The sequence below is a fragment of the Myxococcus sp. AM011 genome, from assembly GCF_013372595.1.
Taxonomy (GTDB): Bacteria; Myxococcota; Myxococcia; order Myxococcales; family Myxococcaceae; genus Myxococcus; species Myxococcus eversor.
This window is the reverse complement of record NZ_JABXEM010000013.1, coordinates 20,296-36,499: the sequence shown is the minus strand read 5'-3', so window position 1 is coordinate 36,499 and position 16,204 is coordinate 20,296. Positions and strand designations below refer to the sequence as shown.

Genomic DNA, 16,204 nt, shown 5'->3' with positions numbered 1-16,204 from the left:
TTCAGGGAGATAGTTTGAGGCACGAGTATTGCTGTTGGACCCGTGGTTCTTGTCACCCCCCAGGTCCCCAGCAGCGTGCCCCCCACATGACTCCGTCGTCAGATCCCGAAGTTCCGGGGCGCCAGGTCCTGGCGCGCCCGCGCGGCCGCGGCTCGCCAGGGAGGCTGACGCTTCCCGGGGCGCTCGCCCTGCTCCTGCTGTCGTTGGGAGCGTGTCGGGACACTCCGAGTGAGGACGCCGGCGAGCGGGTGGAGCAGAAGCCCGATGCGGACCTCACCATCGACGCCATGGACAATGAGCAGCACGTCCTGCGTGGGGGCTTCCGGGTCGATGCGGGCATCGTCCGGGTGGTTGTCTATGAGGGCACGGTGCTCGTCGGCGAGGCGGTGCTGGAGCCCGATGGGCGGTGGAGCATTCCCTGGCAGCCGACTCACGAGAGCCAGGCCCTGGAAATCATCGCCTATCACGACACCGGGACGGAGAATCGCACCCGGCTCGACTTCCAGCGGTTGAGCTTCGCGGCGCCGGAGGGACTGTATGCCTCCGAGGCGCTCCTCACGCTGCCCACGTCGCCTGAGACGACGACGCGCTACACCCTGGACGGCTCGACTCCGGGCCCCTCCTCTCCTGTCTACACCGCGCCGCTGGCGCTGTTGAACCGGGCCGGACAGCCGGCCCCGCTGAGCCTCATCCGGACCAATCCGGAGGACGCGCCCGAGTCCTGGCGTTGGCAGCCTCCCACGTCTCCCGTGACACTCGGCACGGTGGTGCGCGTCCAGCGGTTCGAGGGTGAGCTGCCCGTGGGGGCGGGACAGGCGCGGACGTATCTCATTGGCCAGCGGCCCTACACCCTGCCCGTGCTGTCCCTGGTGACGGACGCGGCGAACTTCTTCGACTCCGTCCAGGGCATCTATGTGCCGGGCCGCGTCCATGAAGAGACTCCGGACTGGTCGGAGGGCTATGGGACGGGCAATTACATGCAGGATGGCAAGGATTGGGAGCGCCCGGTCCATGTCGAGTGGTTCGAGACATCCGGCGCGCCCGTGCTTGCGCAGAACGCGGGGGTGCGCATCCACGGCTCGGGGAGCGCGGCGCTGCCGCAGAAGAGTCTGCGATTGTATGCGAAGGAAGATTATGGCCCGGAGTTGTTCCAGGCCGACCTCTTCCCGGGCCATTCGTTGCGCGAGTTCAAGCGCCTGCTGGTGCGCACCTCGGGACAGGACCAGCAGGTCTCCAAGTTGAGGGACTGCGTCCTCCAGGGACTCTTGCGCGACACGTCGCTGGCGCTCCAGGCCTGTCGGCCCGCGGTGGTGTTCCTCAATGGCGAGTACTGGGGATTGCACGAACTGCGCGAGCGGTACGACGAGTACTACCTGGCGGCCCACCACGGGCTGAAGCGCAAGGACATCGTCATCCTGGAGAATGCCGGCGGCCTCGACACGGGGGAGTTGGAGGACATCCTGCCGTACGAGGAGCTGCTGACGTATGTGCGGGAGCACGACCTGTCCGTGCCCGAGCATTACGCGCACGTGCTGGAGCGGATGGATGTGGAGGACTTCATCGACTACCACATCGCGCAGCTCTACTTCGACAACGAGGACTGGCCGAACAACAACATCAAGTTCTGGCGCAACCGCACGGGCGACGGCACACCGGGCCCGGGCGATGGGCGTTGGCGCTGGTTGCTGTATGACCTGGACGCGACCTTCATGAAGGGGCCCGACGTCAACTCACTGGGCAGGCTCCTGCGTGGCGACGGCATCGGTGAGCCCCTCGAGGTGTTGCTGCGAAGCCTGTTGAAGTCCCCGGACTTCAAGGGTCTGTTCATCGCCCGCTTCCACTGGCACCTGGAGAACACCTTCGCACCGGAGCGCGTCGTGGCGTGGCTCGACGCGGCGGAGGCGAGGCTGGCGCCCGAGATGCCCGAGCACATCGGCCGGTGGCGCAACCCGTCCTCGATGGAGCGCTGGAGGGAGGCCATCCAGGCCATGCGAGACACCGCGATGCGGCGGCCTGCCGCGCTGCGAGCGCACCTGGAGCAGGAGCTGGGCGCGCCGTGACGGGCCGAGGGCGCCCGCCCTCCGCGCCCGGACGCCCCACGTCTTCATGCCACGCCGACCCGAGCTGGATGCCCTGCGGGGGTTGCTCCTCGTCTTGATGACGCTGACGCACCTGCCCACCCGGCTGCACGCGTACAGCAGCCAGCCGTTCGGGTTCGTCTCGGCGGCCGAGGGCTTCGTGTTCCTGTCGGCGTTCCTGGTGGGCGTCTCGCATGGGAAGACGTGGGAAACGCCATTGAGCCTGTGGGCGAGCCTGCGAAGGCGGGCGCTGAAGGTCTACGCGCACCATGTCGGGCTGTTGCTCTTCGCCTTCACGGTCATCGGCACGGTGGGCTGGCTGGCGAACCGGCCCGCCATCCGCAACCTGCTCGACTTCTACCATCAGGAGCCGCTCACCGCGCTGTTGAGCAGCCTCTTGCTCCTGTACTGCCCGCCGTTGCTCGACATCCTGCCGCTGTATGTCGTGCTGTTGTTCCTGACACCGTTCGTCCTGCTCGCGGCGAGGACGGCGGGCTGGACGAAGGTGTTGTGCCTGAGTGGACTGGTGTGGTTCTGGGCGCAGCTCGGATTGAAGAGAGCCCTGTACACGTGGTTGGGAGACCTCACCTGGCTGCCGGTCAGAATCGACCAGTCCGGTGCGTTCGACTTGTTCGCCTGGCAGTTCCTCTGGGTACTGGGTGTGTGGACTGGGAGTCAGCGGACCCGTGTGAAGCTGCCCGAGGAGCGCGCGTCCTCCGTGGTGCTGGGGAGCGCGTGGGTGTTGGGCGTGTTGTTCCTCCTGGCGCGGTATGAGGTGGAGCCCTTCGTGTGGCTCGCGAGCGAGCCGGTGCTCCTGGACAAGTGGACGTTGGCGCCGCTGCGGCTGGTGAACTTCCTGGCGCTGGCGGTGCTCGCGGACCGGGGCTCACCGCACATCTATCACTGGCTGAAGCCGAGGATGCTGGTGCTCCTGGGGAGCGCGTCACTGCCAGTCTTCAGCGTCCACCTGGTGTTGTGTCTACTGAGTCTGGCGCTCATCAACGAGAACGAGGCCCCGCTCGACAGCCTGGAGGAACTCGCCGTGCTGGTGGTGACGTTCGCCAGCATGGTCATCGTCGCCCTGCATCACCGACGGCGCGCGACGCTCACGGGGTGACGGAGGTCAGGGCGACGGCGCGGGGCACGCGTAGACCGTGATGACGACCTCCGCGTTGATGCTCGCCGCCAGTGCGAGTGCCGCCACGGGGAGCCGGTAGCACACCTGATGCGGCGTGGCACCGGATTGGATGCCGATGTCCAGCGTCCGCTCCGAGCACCGGTCCCACTCCTCGCGCGCATCCATGGGGAGGCGGGTGATGAGTGTCGCCAGACGCGTCACCGCCTCCTCGGGCGACTCGGGTTGCTCGTCGAGTTCCAGGCACGCGAACCCGTCCTCTGCGTGAAGCGGGGCAACCGAGTCGCCCAACGCGCTCAGCAACTTGGACATGCCGAACGAACTCTTGAGGTCCAGGTCGACATTCAGGAACGTGGTCTCTTCAGGCCGTGGCATGGAGGTCCTTACTGGCTCACGCTGCTGAGGTTCGGAATCACTTCAGTGTGCCCCAGCTCGGAGAACGAGGCGCTGGTGAGCGCCTCGACGAAGGCCACCAGGTCGGCATGATCTCGAGGGGTGAACGGAGTCCGCCGGCTCACGCGGGAGTTCAGTTCGTGCGCCACGGCTTCGCTCAATGTGGGGACACTGCCATCGTGCATGTAGGGCGCCGTGAGGGCCGCATTGCGCAGGCTGGGAGTGCGGAAGCGCCCGATGTCCTCCGGACGCAGGCTCACGACGAAGCGCCCCAGCGCGGCCACCTCCTCTCGTGAGGCCACGGCGGAGAAGCGCTCGGCCTCGGACAGCTTCGCCACCTCGCGGGCCACGGTGGGCAACCTGGAGCGGAGCTTTTTCGGCAACACACCCGCGTGGAATGCCCCATCCGTGAAGGGGGCCGCCTTGGGCCCCGCGGTGTGACAGCGAGCGCAGCCGGCGCGGCCCATGAAGAGCGTGTGTCCCCGGCGCTGGGCCTCGTCGAGCGCGGTGGAGTCCTTGCCGAAATGGAAGCGAGCAAACGCAGACTCGCCGGACTTGAGCGTCCGCACATAGGCGGCGATGGATCCGGTGATGGTCCGCGCGGAGACCTCTTCGTCGGGAAAGGCCAGCGCATGGGCCGCCGCATGGCGATTGCGCACGCGAACCACCAGCTCCTCGGCGGACGGCAGCGCGTGCTCCTGGGGATGCAGGAGCGGGTCGAGGATGAGCGCCTCCAGGGAGGTGCGCCGACCGTCCCAGAACAACGTCCGAGCCTCGGCCACGTCGAGCAGGCTGGGCGCATTCCGGGTGCCCACGCGGAGATGCGCGCCCAGTGAGCGAGCATCCCTGTCGGAGAAGACGCGCTCCGGCAGGTGGCAGGTCATGCAGCCGACCCGACCATCGGCGCTCAGGGACAAGTCGAAGAACAGCGCGCGACCAAGGGCCTCCCGCCGAGCCGTGGCGGCGACAGCCTCCAGGCGCGGAGGATTGGGTCCGGACGCCGATGCCGTCAGCGTCAGGCAAAGACCCGCCATCGCGGCCCAGCGCATGCTCAGAACACCTGACGGAGGCCGAAGCGACCGCGGGCACGAGCGGAGTCACCGTCCACGGCGACCACGGGAGCGTACTGTCCCAGGTCCGGGTCATAGGCGTGCACCGAGCCGTCCTCGAGCTGGTACACCCACGCGTAGAGGTTGAGCTTGCGGCGTGCGAGCCCCTCCGCGACGACGGGAAGCGAGCGCAGGTGCTCGACCTGCACGAGGACGTTCTCCATCACCGCGGCGTCCTGGAGCGCGGGGCCCGTCAGGTGGCCGTAGCTCTCCTGGACGATGCGGCGGGTGTTCTCCGCGTGGCGAAGCCAGTCGCGCATCTCCGGGAGGCGGGACAGCTGCTCGGGATGGAGGAGGCCCTGCATGGCGCCGCAGCGGGTGTGGCCGCAGACGATGATGTGGCGCACTTCCAGCGCAGCCACGGCGTATTCGATGGTGGCCCCCTCGCCGTTGTTGGGGGTGCCGTGTGGAGGGACGATGTTGCCGGCGTTGCGGATGATGAACAGCTCGCCGGGCCCCGCGCTGGTCAGCTCGTTGGGGAGGACGCGCGAATCCGAGCAGGTGATGAAGAGCACCTCGGGGCTCTGCGCCTCCGCGAGTCGGGAGTAGAGCTCCTGCTTGGAGCGAAAAACCTCCGTCTGGAAGTGATGCAGGCCGGGGATGAGTTTCTCCATGGAGAGGAGACTTCCCCAAGAGCGGGGGCGCCGACAACCCCGATGTCGAGAAGAGTGTCGTCCTCCGTGCCACATCGAAGCGGCCCGCGTTGCCCACACCTGGGCCCCGCGATGCAACTTCAGAGTCCTGATTGCCGCCAGAAGCGACGCGACGGCGCCTCCCTTCATCGCAGCCGATGGACCTTGGGGAAATGGAGATACTGGCTTCGTGAGCGAGAACGATGGAGCCGGAGCCGAGGGAACGCAGCGCCTGCTGCGAGAGGCGTACTTCGAGAACGAGACCTTCACGAGCCTCGACCTCCAGAACGCCGACCTGGCCGACAAGGAGTTCTATCGCTGCACCTTCGAGAACTGTCAGCTCCAAGAGAGCCGCTGGAAGGACACCATCCTGGAGGCATGCATCGTCCGTGGCAGCAACATCACCCGAGCGCAGCTCGGCCGGGTCGCGCTGCGGGACGTGCGATTCGAGAGTTGCAAGTTGATTGGCATCGACTGGAGCAACATCGGGTCGAACCCGGAGTTCTCCTTCGCGGACTCAGGGCTGTCCTACTGCTCGTTCGTCGGACTCAGCTTGAGGAAGATGGAGTTCCTGCGCTGCGTGGCGCGCGAGGTGAACTTCTTCGACCTGGACCTGACCGACTCGGACTTCACCGGAACGGAACTGACTGGAAGCACCTTCCGGGGCTGCACGCTCACGCGGACGGACTTCTCGGGGACGCAGGGAGCGTTCCTGGACCCGGCGCACAACCGGATGAAGGACACCCGGGTGCCGTTGGATTCCGTGGTCCATCTGGCCAAGACGCTCGGCATGCTCGTCGCGGGGTATCACGACGAGGTGGCACCCCGAGGGAAGAAGAAGGCCCGGTAGCGCAGAGCCTCATCCCGCGATCGTGAGCGGACTACGCTTCATCATCGCTGCTATCGGTCATGTCACCGCCGAGGTCCTCGAACCCGTGAGGCAGCTCCGGGCGATTTCGGAGATTCTTGTTCTCGAGGTTGACGACGCGGCGCATGTAGTCGGCTTTATCGGCCATGGGGAAGCCGGGTCGTTCCTTCCCGAAAGCCTGGTCCAGCGTCATCGAGCCATCCATCACCGCATGGAGTGCGCCGCGCGCCACCTTGTCGGCCCCGTTGAACCGCTGAGGCTCGGAGATGTGGGTGATGGCCAGGAGCTTGGCCGCGGCATTCGTCGGTGCGCCCTCGGAGATGGCCCGCCTTCCTGGCGGAGGAAGGGCGCTGCCCTCGATACCGTCCAGAAGCTCCTTGGCGATGGCCGCGTCGCTGGCCTTGCTCTCACGCAGCGCATGGACCAGGTCCGTGTACTTGTCCCCCACCGGGACCTTGTTGAAGTTCTCGGCGCGGGTGGAGACCTTGAATCCCCGGTCATTGTTCGGAAATGGCGTCAACGTCACCGGGCCAAACGGCGTGTCCGCGACGAGCGACTTCTTGTCGGGACCGAGACACTGGGGTTGATGGGAGGGGAATTGCTGGGTTTCGGGGCAGAGGTGAAGCTGTCGGTCCGGGCCTGGGGTCAGGCTTCGTGGAGGTGGTGGGCTTCGGCCTGGTATCCGTGGTGAGGGGCCTGGTGGATGGCGGCCTGGACGTCGGGGCGAATGCTTCCAGGCGCGCGTTGGGGGCGGGCTTGTTTTGCCCGGGCGGTGGGCCCACGTTCGTCTTGAGGTGCTTCAGGTCAGGCGGCTTCAACAAGGGCTTCATCCCTTGTCCAAGTCTGCTCAGGCTGTTTCCGAGATTCGGTCTGAATGGCATCGACGCCTCCCAATGAGGCGGCTGTATCTCAAGGCGTCTGCCCCAGTCGCAACGAGTCAGCGAGAGGCCGGAGTGTGAATGATACACGTCAGACCTACACATCTGCGCCACCACGACTTCAAGACAGACCCACATGACTGCTGGGAGGTGGGTTTCACAACGGGGTCCGGCTGAGCCGACCCTGGGTGATGACCACCCCAAGTGGGTCATTCATTTCCACGACACACCATTCGAACGCCAGAAGCCACAACTCCCAACCCCGGAGTCCGCAATGGCAAACGCGGTCCGCTTCGCATTCACCCAGCCAGGCTCGCCTGTAGCTGAGTTCATCATCGAGCTGACGGATGACAAGACGAACACCCATGCACGGCGGATTCTCTCTGGCGAGGAGACGAACGAAATCCACGTGCATGGGCGAATCATCAAGAGGACGCAGCCGTACAATCCGAAGTTCTCGTTCCATCTGGACCCGTCCACCATCGCGTTCTTCACGATGGCCATCGAGGTCTGTGACGCGAACATGCTGTACGCGGAGGACCACCTGGATGAAGCGGGAGGCGCGTTCCTGCCGGGCAGCCACTGGTGCCCGTGGGACTCCAGGCTCACGCGTGAAGTGACGTAGCGCGCACCACGGCACTCGCGCGTTTCTTCGCCCTTCTGTGGCGGACCTGGCGGGACGGGCAGCAGCACCTACAGCGGCTCCCGTCCACCTCGTTCATCCAAGGCAAACGCGCTGGCGCATGCGGCGGACGAGGCCGCGCTGGACCCGCGCGGACATGACACGGCTGACGGTGCGAACGCCTGCTGTCCGGGTCGGGCAGTCATTGCTCCTTCGCGCGGAAGGCCCCAGCTTCGTCAAGGGAGGTTTCGTCCTGGCGGCATCCAGAGGATGGAGCACTCACTCGTCCGCCGTGACAACCCGCGGGAGCTGGCGCCCGAGGGGTGAAGCACAGGCAGGACCGCCGGCCCAAGGGGGAAGGACACATGGCGGGCGTTCGAGCGCTGACCCGAGCGGAGGCACGACCTGACGGGGGCAGACGGACGGGCCCGCGTGAGGAGCCGGCCATCCGCTGGTGGATGCGCCATCAACTGTGGATTCCACCCGTCTCGGCGGCGGTGGCAGGCGCCTGCCTGGGCGTCTTCCTCGTGGATGCGCCGCACACCGTGGTCAGGGGCCTGAGTGGCGCGGCCTGGCAGGCGACGGCCGGCGAGGCACGGGGCATGCTCTCGGCCACGCTGGGTATCGCGCTGACCTCCTTGAGCATCGTTCTGTCGCTGACCATGCTCGTGGTGCAGAGCGCCGCGAGCCAGTATTCGCCGCGCCTGCTGCGGCTGTATCTGCATAGCGCGGGCATCCGCGTGGTCATCCCGGTCTTCGTCGCCACGAGCGTCTTCTGTCTGGTGGCGACACATGAGTTTGGGTTTGTCTCCGGCTCCGAGAGCCTACCGCGCCCGGCGCTCGCACTGGCCATGCTTTTGCTCATCGCCTGCGAGGGCGCGCTCGTCTTCCAGGTGCTCAATACGCTTCAGCTCATGCGCGTGGAGAACCTGGTGAGGCGAGTACGTCATGACACGCTGGGCGTCGCGCGAATGCTCGAAAGATTCCGCTCGGAAGACATGGAGGCGCCGCCGCCAGCGCGTGCTCGCCTGGCGGAAGCGTGGCCGATCCTCGTCCGGAGTGATGGCTTCATCGCCACCATCGATGCGAGGGCGCTCCTGTCCGTGGCGACGGAGAAGCGACTCGCCATCCACCTGGAGAGAGCCATTGGCGAGCCGGTGCTTCAGGGAGAAGAGGTGGGCTGGGCCGAGCCGGAAGCTTCTGGACCATCCGCTCAGCGCGAGGCCGCCGAGGAGCTCATTCTCCGCGCCATCCGCATGGACCGTTGGCGGGACGAGGACCGGGACATTGCCCTGGGCGTGCGTCAGTTGGTGGATGTGGCCATCAAGGCGCTGTCGCCGGGAATCAATGACCCGTACACGGCCGTCGAGGCCGTGGACCAGCTGACCTTCATGCTGTGCGGGCTGAGCACGATGAGACTGGGTCCTCGCGTCTTGGCGGATGACGCGGGAACTCCGCGCGTGTTCCTGCGAGGGGCCTCGCTGGGCGACTACCTCACGCTGGCGACAGACCAGATCCTCCGCTATGGCGCCACCGAGCCCGCCGTGGTGCTCCGGCTCCTGCGAATGACAGCCGCCGTGGGACAGCGCGCGACAGCCTCGGAGGACCGGCGCGTGGCTCGCGAGCTGCTGCACTCCATCCGGACAGTCTCGGAGCAGACCCAGCCAGGCACGGCATCAGCTTCAGCCCTTCGCGAGCACACGGAAGCCCTGGAGCGGGCGCTCGCGGGCGGGCCCTGGCCGCCGCTCCCGGCCATCGGTTTCTGAGCGGAATGCTCCTGGCGAGCACTCCGCGGGAGAGACCCTCCTGGGCGTGCGCTCGCGGAGAAGGAGCCTGACATGGCAGCGGAGCTTGGAAATGGAGAGCTGCTCATCCGACTGCTCGTGGCGGGAGGCGCGGGCATCATCCTGGGCCTGCCCTACCGCAAGCGACCGGGCGGGGTTCGGGCCCACTACCTGGTGACGCTCGGCGCCGCGCTCTTCTGTACCTCCGGGGCGAACCTGGTGGGGGCGGAGCCCGCCGAGACGCTGCGCATCATCCAGGGCGTGGCGTCGGGTATCGGGTTCGTGGGAGCGGCGAGTGTCCTCAAGAAGGGAAGCTCCATCTTTGGAATCACGACGGCCGCATCCATCTGGATTGCCGCGGCGGTGGGCTGTGAGGCCGCGCTGGGCAGCCCCCGGCTCGCCGCCCTCGTCGCGCCATCCATCGCCCTCTCGAGTTGGTTGATAGGTCTGCTGGAGCTCAAGGTCTTCCATCGCAGACGCGTCATGCATGAGCTTCGAGAGCTGCGTGAGAAGCAGAAGGAAGGCGGGCGGTCCTGACCCAGGGTTCGTGACGTGATGCGTGTCCTCGAGCCTGGAGGCCACCTTCGTGTGGGCGCTCTCGCGCACACCTGCTGGGGGCTGGCGGCCTCACAGCGGTGATCAGTCGCACGGAACCGCATATCCGCAATGGATGGCATGTCTTTCGACACACCTTCATTGAGCTGACGAAGCGATACGCGCACTCATGGTATGGCCTACCGCCAGCCTGGGTTTCGGCCCACTCGGAAATGATCTGCTTCACCTCGTCAGGGAATTTGGGTAGCAAGCGGTCTTGGACGCCTTCACTCGGGTGCAAAGAGGAGAGGCGTGCGGTAAAGTGCTGGAATTGCTGGCGCACGAGTGGCGGAACAGGCAGACGCAGCGGACTTAAAACCTGCATGTCCTCAGAGGGAGAACCACCGCCAGAAGTGCCCTGTCCCTACTTGCTTCCTACCGGCCCCAGGAACCGCTAGGATCCAGGTATGGCCAAGGGACGACCATGGGACGGCGGATACATTCGTGCCGACAGCAAAGGGCGCGAGACCTACTACATTTATCGGAAGATCAGCGGGAGGCTGTTTGAGGTTAGTACCCGCTGCCATACGAGCCGAGCAGCACATGAACAGCTCAAACGGTTTGAAGCGGACCCGGCTAACTACAAGCCAGCGGGAGTCGCTCAAATACAAGATGCTGGTATCCATCTCTCCGCAAAGCTGGCTGAAGAGTTCCTCCGCTGGTCAAAGGCCGAGAAGAAGAACTCGGAGAAATGGGTCAATGACCAGCAGCGCTCGCTTGCGTGGTGGTCTGACCGCCTCGGCTCGTCTGACCTCCGCACGCTGAAGACGTCGCGGCTCGTCGAGGCGCTTGATGATGCCAAGACTGGTAGAAAACAGCACATTGCCACGCTGAAGGCATTCTGTGGCTGGTTGATCAAGGTTCGCCACGTAATGGAGAAGCGCGAAGATCCGAGCGCTGGTCTCTCGGTGCCGCAGGCTCGCCCGGAGCAGTGGACGACAGTGAAAGCTGTATCGCTCGAACAGCTCCGTGCGGTCCGCGAGCATCTTGCTGGCACATGGCGTGATGCGCTCGATGTGCTGGCGGGTACCGGGTGGCACTTCAACGAGCTGTCTCGCTTCGTTGCTGGTGGATCAGTCGAGGTTCATCCGATGAATGGTGCGCGCGTGCTCGCGTGCCCTCAAACAAAAGCGGGCGAACCTCTGCGCACTGAAGTGAGTGCCGGGGTTGCAGAAGCGGCCACCCGATTGCGAGCGGCTGGCGCCGTCGACTATTGGGCGCTCCATCGTGAGTTTGAGCGGGCGAGCACATCTGCCGGGCTGAAAGAGCATCTTCGGCCCGGGCACATGCGGCACTCGGTCGCCACGTGGGCAATCAATGCCGGAGCGCATCCCGCAGCAGTTGCCGCATTCCTCAACCACAAGAGCGAACGCACAACGAAGCGATTCTATGCGACGCACGCCGTTCCGCAGAAGGTGCCGACCCCGTTCTAATCCAGCCGGATTGCGCGTATGGCATCCCCGACGGTTGCTACTTGCTTCCGTCGGGGACGCGGAGCGTGGTGTGTACAGCGCGTGGACGGATGCGCGTGCGTTCCTTCTCTCGCGATGCGTTCCACCTCTTGTAGTGGTATCCGCTCTCTCCCGGCAACGCTGACGGTGCGAATTGCCCCGCTGTTGATAAGGGACTGGAGTGTGTTGCCGCGCCCAATGCCGAGTAGCAAGGCGGCTTTCCTTTTGGACAGTAGCAGCGGAAGCGGACGGTTCGTTCCAGGGGCGCTCATGTTCACCTCGGGAAGACCTTCCGGGGCGTGAGTCGGCCGACGACGTGAAGGCCTATGCCGATGGCGTCCCAAACGTTGTGGTGCTTGTCCGACGCGCGCGGGAGCTGCACGCGAAGGTGTTCGTGCGGTCGCTCGCCGAGGCGCGCTTTGATGCGCTCGACCATCACGTCACCGTCGAGGGTCCCCTTCCACTCGCGCGGCAGGTAGCTCCGTTCCGACGTTGCTCCCAACGCACCTGCGACGCGGCCGACGACACCGGCAAGCTCGATGAGGTCGTTCGGGTCGCCCTTGCTCTTCCCAGCCGTGTAGACCTGGGGGCACTCGCTCGCGACTGTGATGGAGACAGCCCCGCCTGCGGCCCTGAGTGGCTCCAGGAGCGACGAAACGAACGTGGCCACCCCTTCGGCCATCCGAGACCATGCCGGAAGCCCTCGGGCCTTCCGCTCGGGATTCGTGGGCATGCCCGCCGCGAGCAGCTCGCCCGAGTCCAGGTCGAAGATCGCGACGCCACATTCGCGAAGCCCCGGGTCGAGCGCCACGAGGAGAGTTCGAGCGGGCGCCGTCACAGGTCGGCCACCTGGAAGTGAAGGGCCTCGGGTTCCCCACCCACCGCCGACAGCAAGCGCAGTTCGTGGAAGTCGGCGACGTCAAAGGTGACCGCGTCGTCGAGGTCCACGTCGAGGTACGGACAATGAGGCGGCGGGAGCTGTTCGAGCGCGTCGTTCGGTACGGCCATGGAACACCATTCAGGGTGAGTAGTCCTCCCGTAAATGAGTGCGGATTCCGGCCGTGGCTCAGGCCGCGTGCTTCGCAGGTGGCTCCCAGACCAGCAGCCTTCCGGAGCTGTCGCGCACGGTGGCGACGTCCTTCGACATGATGCGGGACAGCGCGGGCTCGGCTTCGATTGCCGGTGCCAGGTCAGGAGTTGTTTCCTTCATCGCTTCGCGCATCAGGAACGCCTTGCGCTCGGCCGCGTCGTGCAACCGCTGCGGGTCGTCGGCGCGCAGCTCGCTAATCAGCTCGTCATGCACCATGAGGTTGAGCCGCGAGCCATAGAGCGGGGAGCGGCGAACGACGTACATCTCGCGACTGACGCGCCACATCGCGCGCTTGCACCCGACGGCCCCCAGGCCCTGAAAGGGCGTGTTGAGAATCTGGGTGTAGCCGCATGCCCCACGCAGGATGTTGGCGCCCGGAATCATCACGTCGGCGAACCCGCCCCCGTAGGTGCGCGACTTCGCCCGGTGCTGTAGCTCGCGCTGCTCGGGCCACGCGTTGAGCCACCGCTTATCCAAATCCTTCGCGACCTCGACACACGTCCGGCAGACCATCTTCGGCTTTCGCTGGACGGTTACGACGACGCGCTCGACACCGCAGACGTCTGCGCGCTTCGCCAGCAGGCAGAACGAAACCCGGTCCTTCGCACGCGCGTTGTAGACGAGCGAGCCACCCGTCATCCCGCCGCCCTTGCCGAAGTTGAGAATCTTCGCGAGCTGGCGGAAGGCGACCGCGACGGGGTCCTTCGCTTTCACCTTCGCGAGCAGCTCGTCGTAGTTCGCCCCGAGGAACTCGGCCGCGGCAAGGGTGTGGACGTCGAGCCCGCTGTTCAACGCGTCGGCCATCTTCGAGAAGCCCAGTTCCCAGATAGCCCGCTGAGCCATTGTGCGAAGCTCAAGCCCGCCATAGTCGACCGAGCAGTAGACGAACCCAGGCCGGGCCTCGTGGACCTCGCGAATGCCGCCCTTCTGGGGGAGCTGCTGGTAGTCGCTGGAGACGCGCGTCGTGGACACCAGCACGTTGAAGCGCGGGTTGATGGGGGCCTCTGTGCCGGCCTCGACGACGTCCAGGTAGGTCGACTTGTACTTGTCGACGCGCCCACTCTTCCCCAGGTCTTCGAGGAGTGCGTCACCCGAGCCAAGCAGCGTGTCGCGGTCAGTCGCAACCTGGCCGTCGGGGAATCGGTCGCTGGGCGCGGTGACGGGAGGCTGCCCGTCATAGGCGGCAGTTACGAGCGAGGCGAGGCGCTTCGAGTCCTTCGTGCCGTCCTCGCGGTAGATGCCAGCCGCCTGGGACTTCGCCCGGTTCTCGCTCCACTCTCGCTCGACGCGCTCACGGAGCTGGGCCACCGACGCGACGTTCGTCCGCAGGCCCCAGATTGAGGCAAGGTGGAGCGCGAACGCGGCGCGCATCTGGTCGGCTTCGGCATGCAGGTTGCCGCCGTTGGGCGTCTCCTGGGCGATGGCCTCCTGCCGGAAGTAAACGTCGAGCGTGAAGCGAGCATCGCGCTTCGGGTAGTCAGCGGCTTCCTTCGGCCAGCGCTCGACTGGGACGCCGTCGAGTTCTCCGTAGCGAAGGCGCCATGCCCTGGGGTTCTTCTTCTCCTCGCTGATGTCGAGCCCCAGATGGCGCTGCACGAGGAGCGCGAGCGGGTAGCGGGCTCCCTCGTCGTCGTCGAGCTTCCGGCCGGTTGACGGGTCTACGCCGTACATTCCGCGAGCGATGTCGATGAGCGCTTCGCGAATCTGGACACAATGCAGCCGTCCGGAATCGAGCGCCGCGAAGATGGGCGCGACAAGGCGCGGGTCATCCGCCGCCATCACTCCCATGTCGTAGACGAGGTTCGCGCCGACGATATCGGTGTCGGGGTCGGTGATGGCCTTGCGGAAGAACTTCCGGGCCTGTTCCTTGTCCAGCAGCCGTTCGCTACCGGGTTCGCGCGTCGCGATGCTGCCGCAGACGAGAGGGGGCGCAAGCAAGCCGGGCTGAATCAGCCACGTCTCCGTGTCGAACGACCAGACGTTCACGGTGTGCCTTGTGTGGAAGGGAGAGCGGCCCGTGTCGTGGGCCAGCCGCCGACGGAAAGCGCGCCGTCAGTCGCCACCCGAATTCAGGCGAGGGCGTCGGCGAGCGCGGGGAGCTTGCTGGCCTTGCGGGCCTGCTCGACCTGCGCGAGCTGTTCGTCGTTCAGCTCGACGTGCGACCAGCGATAGCCGCTGATGACCTTGCCGGTGTGGCCCTCCTTCGCGGGGAGCTGCTTGGGAAAGACCTCGCAGCGAACCAGGAGATGGGTGCCCGCCTGCCGCTCGTCGAAGAACTTCTTCAGGACGGCCGGGTTCGCGAACTCGTGCTCGTCGGCACCCACCAGCGTCATGAGAAAGGACTTGAAGCGCCCGCCGCCGCCCTTCTTCGCGTCACTGAGGTTCTCGACGTAGTCGACCGTCTCACCGGCCCGGCTCGGCGACTCGCCTCCCACCAGGGGCTCGGACTCGCGGACCTTCAGCTCGGCGATGGCGCTGTCGCCCTTGAAGCCTTCCTTCGTTCGGATGACCGCCACTTCGAGAAGGTAGTTCCCGAAACGCGGATAGCGGCCACCCGCCGCAGCCTGCGCGGTGGCAATCTTCGTGAGTGCGTTGTTCATGGTTACGTGGGCCCTTCGGCTTGGGTTGCGTCAGCGGCGAAATGCGCTGACCCCACGTAAATGAGTGTGGATTCTAGAAGTGGCCCGACCCCAGACGCTCTACTTGAGGCTTGTTTCTGCCAATTCCTCGCTCGACTCAGGCGGCGGCCTCCCAGCAAATGCTACGAACTCCACTTGTCCCCACAGATAGAATACCCAGAACGAGCATGCGCCCTCGCGACGCACGCGATACCTCAAGCCTGGGGCGAGGCGGGTATTCAGCGGAAGTTGTCTAATGCTCGCCTGAACTTCTGGATCTAAATTCTTAACCCATTGGAACAAGATTGGGGTGTCCACTGGGAGAGGCACGTTGACTTCATCGTAGTGGAAGCCTCGGACAAATTTCTCGCAGATCTTCACGGCAACAGAGTGTTCAAGGTGAAGTACCGGCGATGCCCTGACATACAGGCCCGCAGGTGTGCGCACGGGGACTTCTAATCGCCTAGGTGTGGGGTCGTTTGGCGAACGCAATTCAAACCTAATTTGGCGCGATATTTTTCGCAGTGTAGCCGCCCGTCGCACGGACTCTTTGAGCGTAGGGGCATTGTTGAACTGCCAAGAGCGCCGAAGGCCGTCGATCACGCTTGCCCCATCAGGGTTGGTGGGGTCCATTCCCATCAGCACAGGCAATTTGAAAGCGCGTTCGGCGACCTCAAAATCGTCATTGCAGTCTCCGCAGACTGGAACGGTAACGCGCTGGACTGTTGGCGGCGTGTTCTTCGGGTACCAGCTCTTCGGAAATACATGCTCGTCCTCGGTTGCTGGGCGCACCAAGCAGAAGACGCAAGTTGATTGAGCCCCTCTGGCCTTCGTTCTCTTGTCCATTTAGTCAAGCTAGCAGGCACTCGGGTGACGTTCCAGAATGGGAATCTACCCTAGCGTGCGGGATGCTATCGATGACATGAGGCCGGCGGGGGCATGGAGCGCGAAT

15 protein-coding genes are annotated in these 16,204 nt (G+C 65.4%); 7 read left to right on the top strand and 8 right to left on the bottom strand.

Annotated features, from left to right (window positions below; translation table 11 throughout):
• Nucleotides 1-86 precede the first annotated feature (86 nt).
• The gene (locus tag HUW62_RS04665; protein WP_176433678.1) at nucleotides 87-2,060 is read left to right on the top strand and encodes a CotH kinase family protein; all 1,974 of its coding nucleotides are present in this window, start codon (nucleotides 87-89) and stop codon (nucleotides 2,058-2,060) included.
• Between the two features lie 46 nt (nucleotides 2,061-2,106).
• Nucleotides 2,107-3,195 carry an OpgC domain-containing protein gene (gene opgC, locus HUW62_RS04660; protein WP_176433677.1) on the top strand — a complete coding sequence of 363 codons (1,089 nt, stop codon included), beginning with the start codon at nucleotides 2,107-2,109 and terminating at the stop codon, nucleotides 3,193-3,195.
• Nucleotides 3,196-3,201: 6 nt separating this feature from the next.
• On the opposite strand, the gene HUW62_RS04655 is transcribed toward opgC, so the two are convergent.
• The 3 genes from HUW62_RS04655 to HUW62_RS04645 are packed head-to-tail and all read right to left on the bottom strand — an operon-like array spanning nucleotide 3,202 to nucleotide 5,329.
• The gene (locus HUW62_RS04655) at nucleotides 3,202-3,588 is read right to left on the bottom strand and encodes a hypothetical protein (protein WP_163870685.1); all 387 of its coding nucleotides are present in this window, start codon (nucleotides 3,586-3,588) and stop codon (nucleotides 3,202-3,204) included.
• A gap of 8 nt (nucleotides 3,589-3,596) precedes the next feature.
• Nucleotides 3,597-4,655: a cytochrome-c peroxidase gene (locus HUW62_RS04650; protein WP_176433676.1), complete on the bottom strand. Its 1,059-nt coding sequence runs from the start codon at nucleotides 4,653-4,655 to the stop codon at nucleotides 3,597-3,599.
• A 2-nt stretch (nucleotides 4,656-4,657) separates the two neighbouring features.
• A complete protein-coding gene (locus HUW62_RS04645) occupies nucleotides 4,658-5,329 on the bottom strand; it encodes a carbonic anhydrase (protein ID WP_163870683.1) in 672 nt (223 codons plus the stop codon).
• 208 nt (nucleotides 5,330-5,537) lie between these two features.
• Here HUW62_RS04645 and HUW62_RS04640 point away from each other — a divergent pair, with 208 nt between their 5' ends.
• The gene (locus tag HUW62_RS04640; protein WP_240357130.1) at nucleotides 5,538-6,197 is read left to right on the top strand and encodes a pentapeptide repeat-containing protein; all 660 of its coding nucleotides are present in this window, start codon (nucleotides 5,538-5,540) and stop codon (nucleotides 6,195-6,197) included.
• Between the two features lie 31 nt (nucleotides 6,198-6,228).
• Here the strand turns inward: HUW62_RS04640 and HUW62_RS04635 are convergent, their stop codons facing one another.
• Entirely contained in the window at nucleotides 6,229-6,735 is a 507-nt protein-coding gene (locus HUW62_RS04635; protein WP_163870681.1) for a hypothetical protein, read from the bottom strand.
• 632 nt (nucleotides 6,736-7,367) lie between these two features.
• Between HUW62_RS04635 and HUW62_RS04630 the strand changes: the two genes are divergently transcribed.
• The 4 genes from HUW62_RS04630 to HUW62_RS04615 all read left to right on the top strand — a co-directional run bounded on the left by HUW62_RS04630 (nucleotide 7,368) and on the right by HUW62_RS04615 (nucleotide 11,526).
• Nucleotides 7,368-7,718, top strand: a complete 351-nt coding sequence (locus tag HUW62_RS04630; protein WP_163870680.1) for a calmodulin — start codon at nucleotides 7,368-7,370, stop codon at nucleotides 7,716-7,718.
• A gap of 362 nt (nucleotides 7,719-8,080) precedes the next feature.
• Nucleotides 8,081-9,481: a DUF2254 domain-containing protein gene (locus tag HUW62_RS04625; RefSeq protein ID WP_176433675.1), complete on the top strand. Its 1,401-nt coding sequence runs from the start codon at nucleotides 8,081-8,083 to the stop codon at nucleotides 9,479-9,481.
• A 72-nt stretch (nucleotides 9,482-9,553) separates the two neighbouring features.
• A complete protein-coding gene (locus tag HUW62_RS04620) occupies nucleotides 9,554-10,036 on the top strand; it encodes an MgtC/SapB family protein (protein WP_163870678.1) in 483 nt (160 codons plus the stop codon).
• A 464-nt stretch (nucleotides 10,037-10,500) separates the two neighbouring features.
• Complete coding sequence (locus HUW62_RS04615) at nucleotides 10,501-11,526, top strand: tyrosine-type recombinase/integrase (protein ID WP_176433674.1); 1,026 nt, start codon at nucleotides 10,501-10,503, stop codon at nucleotides 11,524-11,526.
• Nucleotides 11,527-11,818: 292 nt separating this feature from the next.
• Here the strand turns inward: HUW62_RS04615 and HUW62_RS04610 are convergent, their stop codons facing one another.
• The 4 genes from HUW62_RS04610 to HUW62_RS04595 all read right to left on the bottom strand — a co-directional run bounded on the left by HUW62_RS04610 (nucleotide 11,819) and on the right by HUW62_RS04595 (nucleotide 15,234).
• The gene (locus tag HUW62_RS04610; RefSeq protein WP_176433673.1) at nucleotides 11,819-12,355 is read right to left on the bottom strand and encodes a hypothetical protein; all 537 of its coding nucleotides are present in this window, start codon (nucleotides 12,353-12,355) and stop codon (nucleotides 11,819-11,821) included.
• 23 nt (nucleotides 12,356-12,378) lie between these two features.
• Complete coding sequence (locus HUW62_RS04605; protein WP_176433672.1) at nucleotides 12,379-12,552, bottom strand: hypothetical protein; 174 nt, start codon at nucleotides 12,550-12,552, stop codon at nucleotides 12,379-12,381.
• A gap of 58 nt (nucleotides 12,553-12,610) precedes the next feature.
• Nucleotides 12,611-14,620, bottom strand: coding sequence for a DNA polymerase (locus HUW62_RS04600; RefSeq protein ID WP_176433671.1), 2,010 nt, complete (start codon nucleotides 14,618-14,620; stop codon nucleotides 12,611-12,613).
• Between the two features lie 83 nt (nucleotides 14,621-14,703).
• Entirely contained in the window at nucleotides 14,704-15,234 is a 531-nt protein-coding gene (locus HUW62_RS04595) for a hypothetical protein (RefSeq protein WP_176433670.1), read from the bottom strand.
• Nucleotides 15,235-16,204 lie beyond the last annotated feature (970 nt).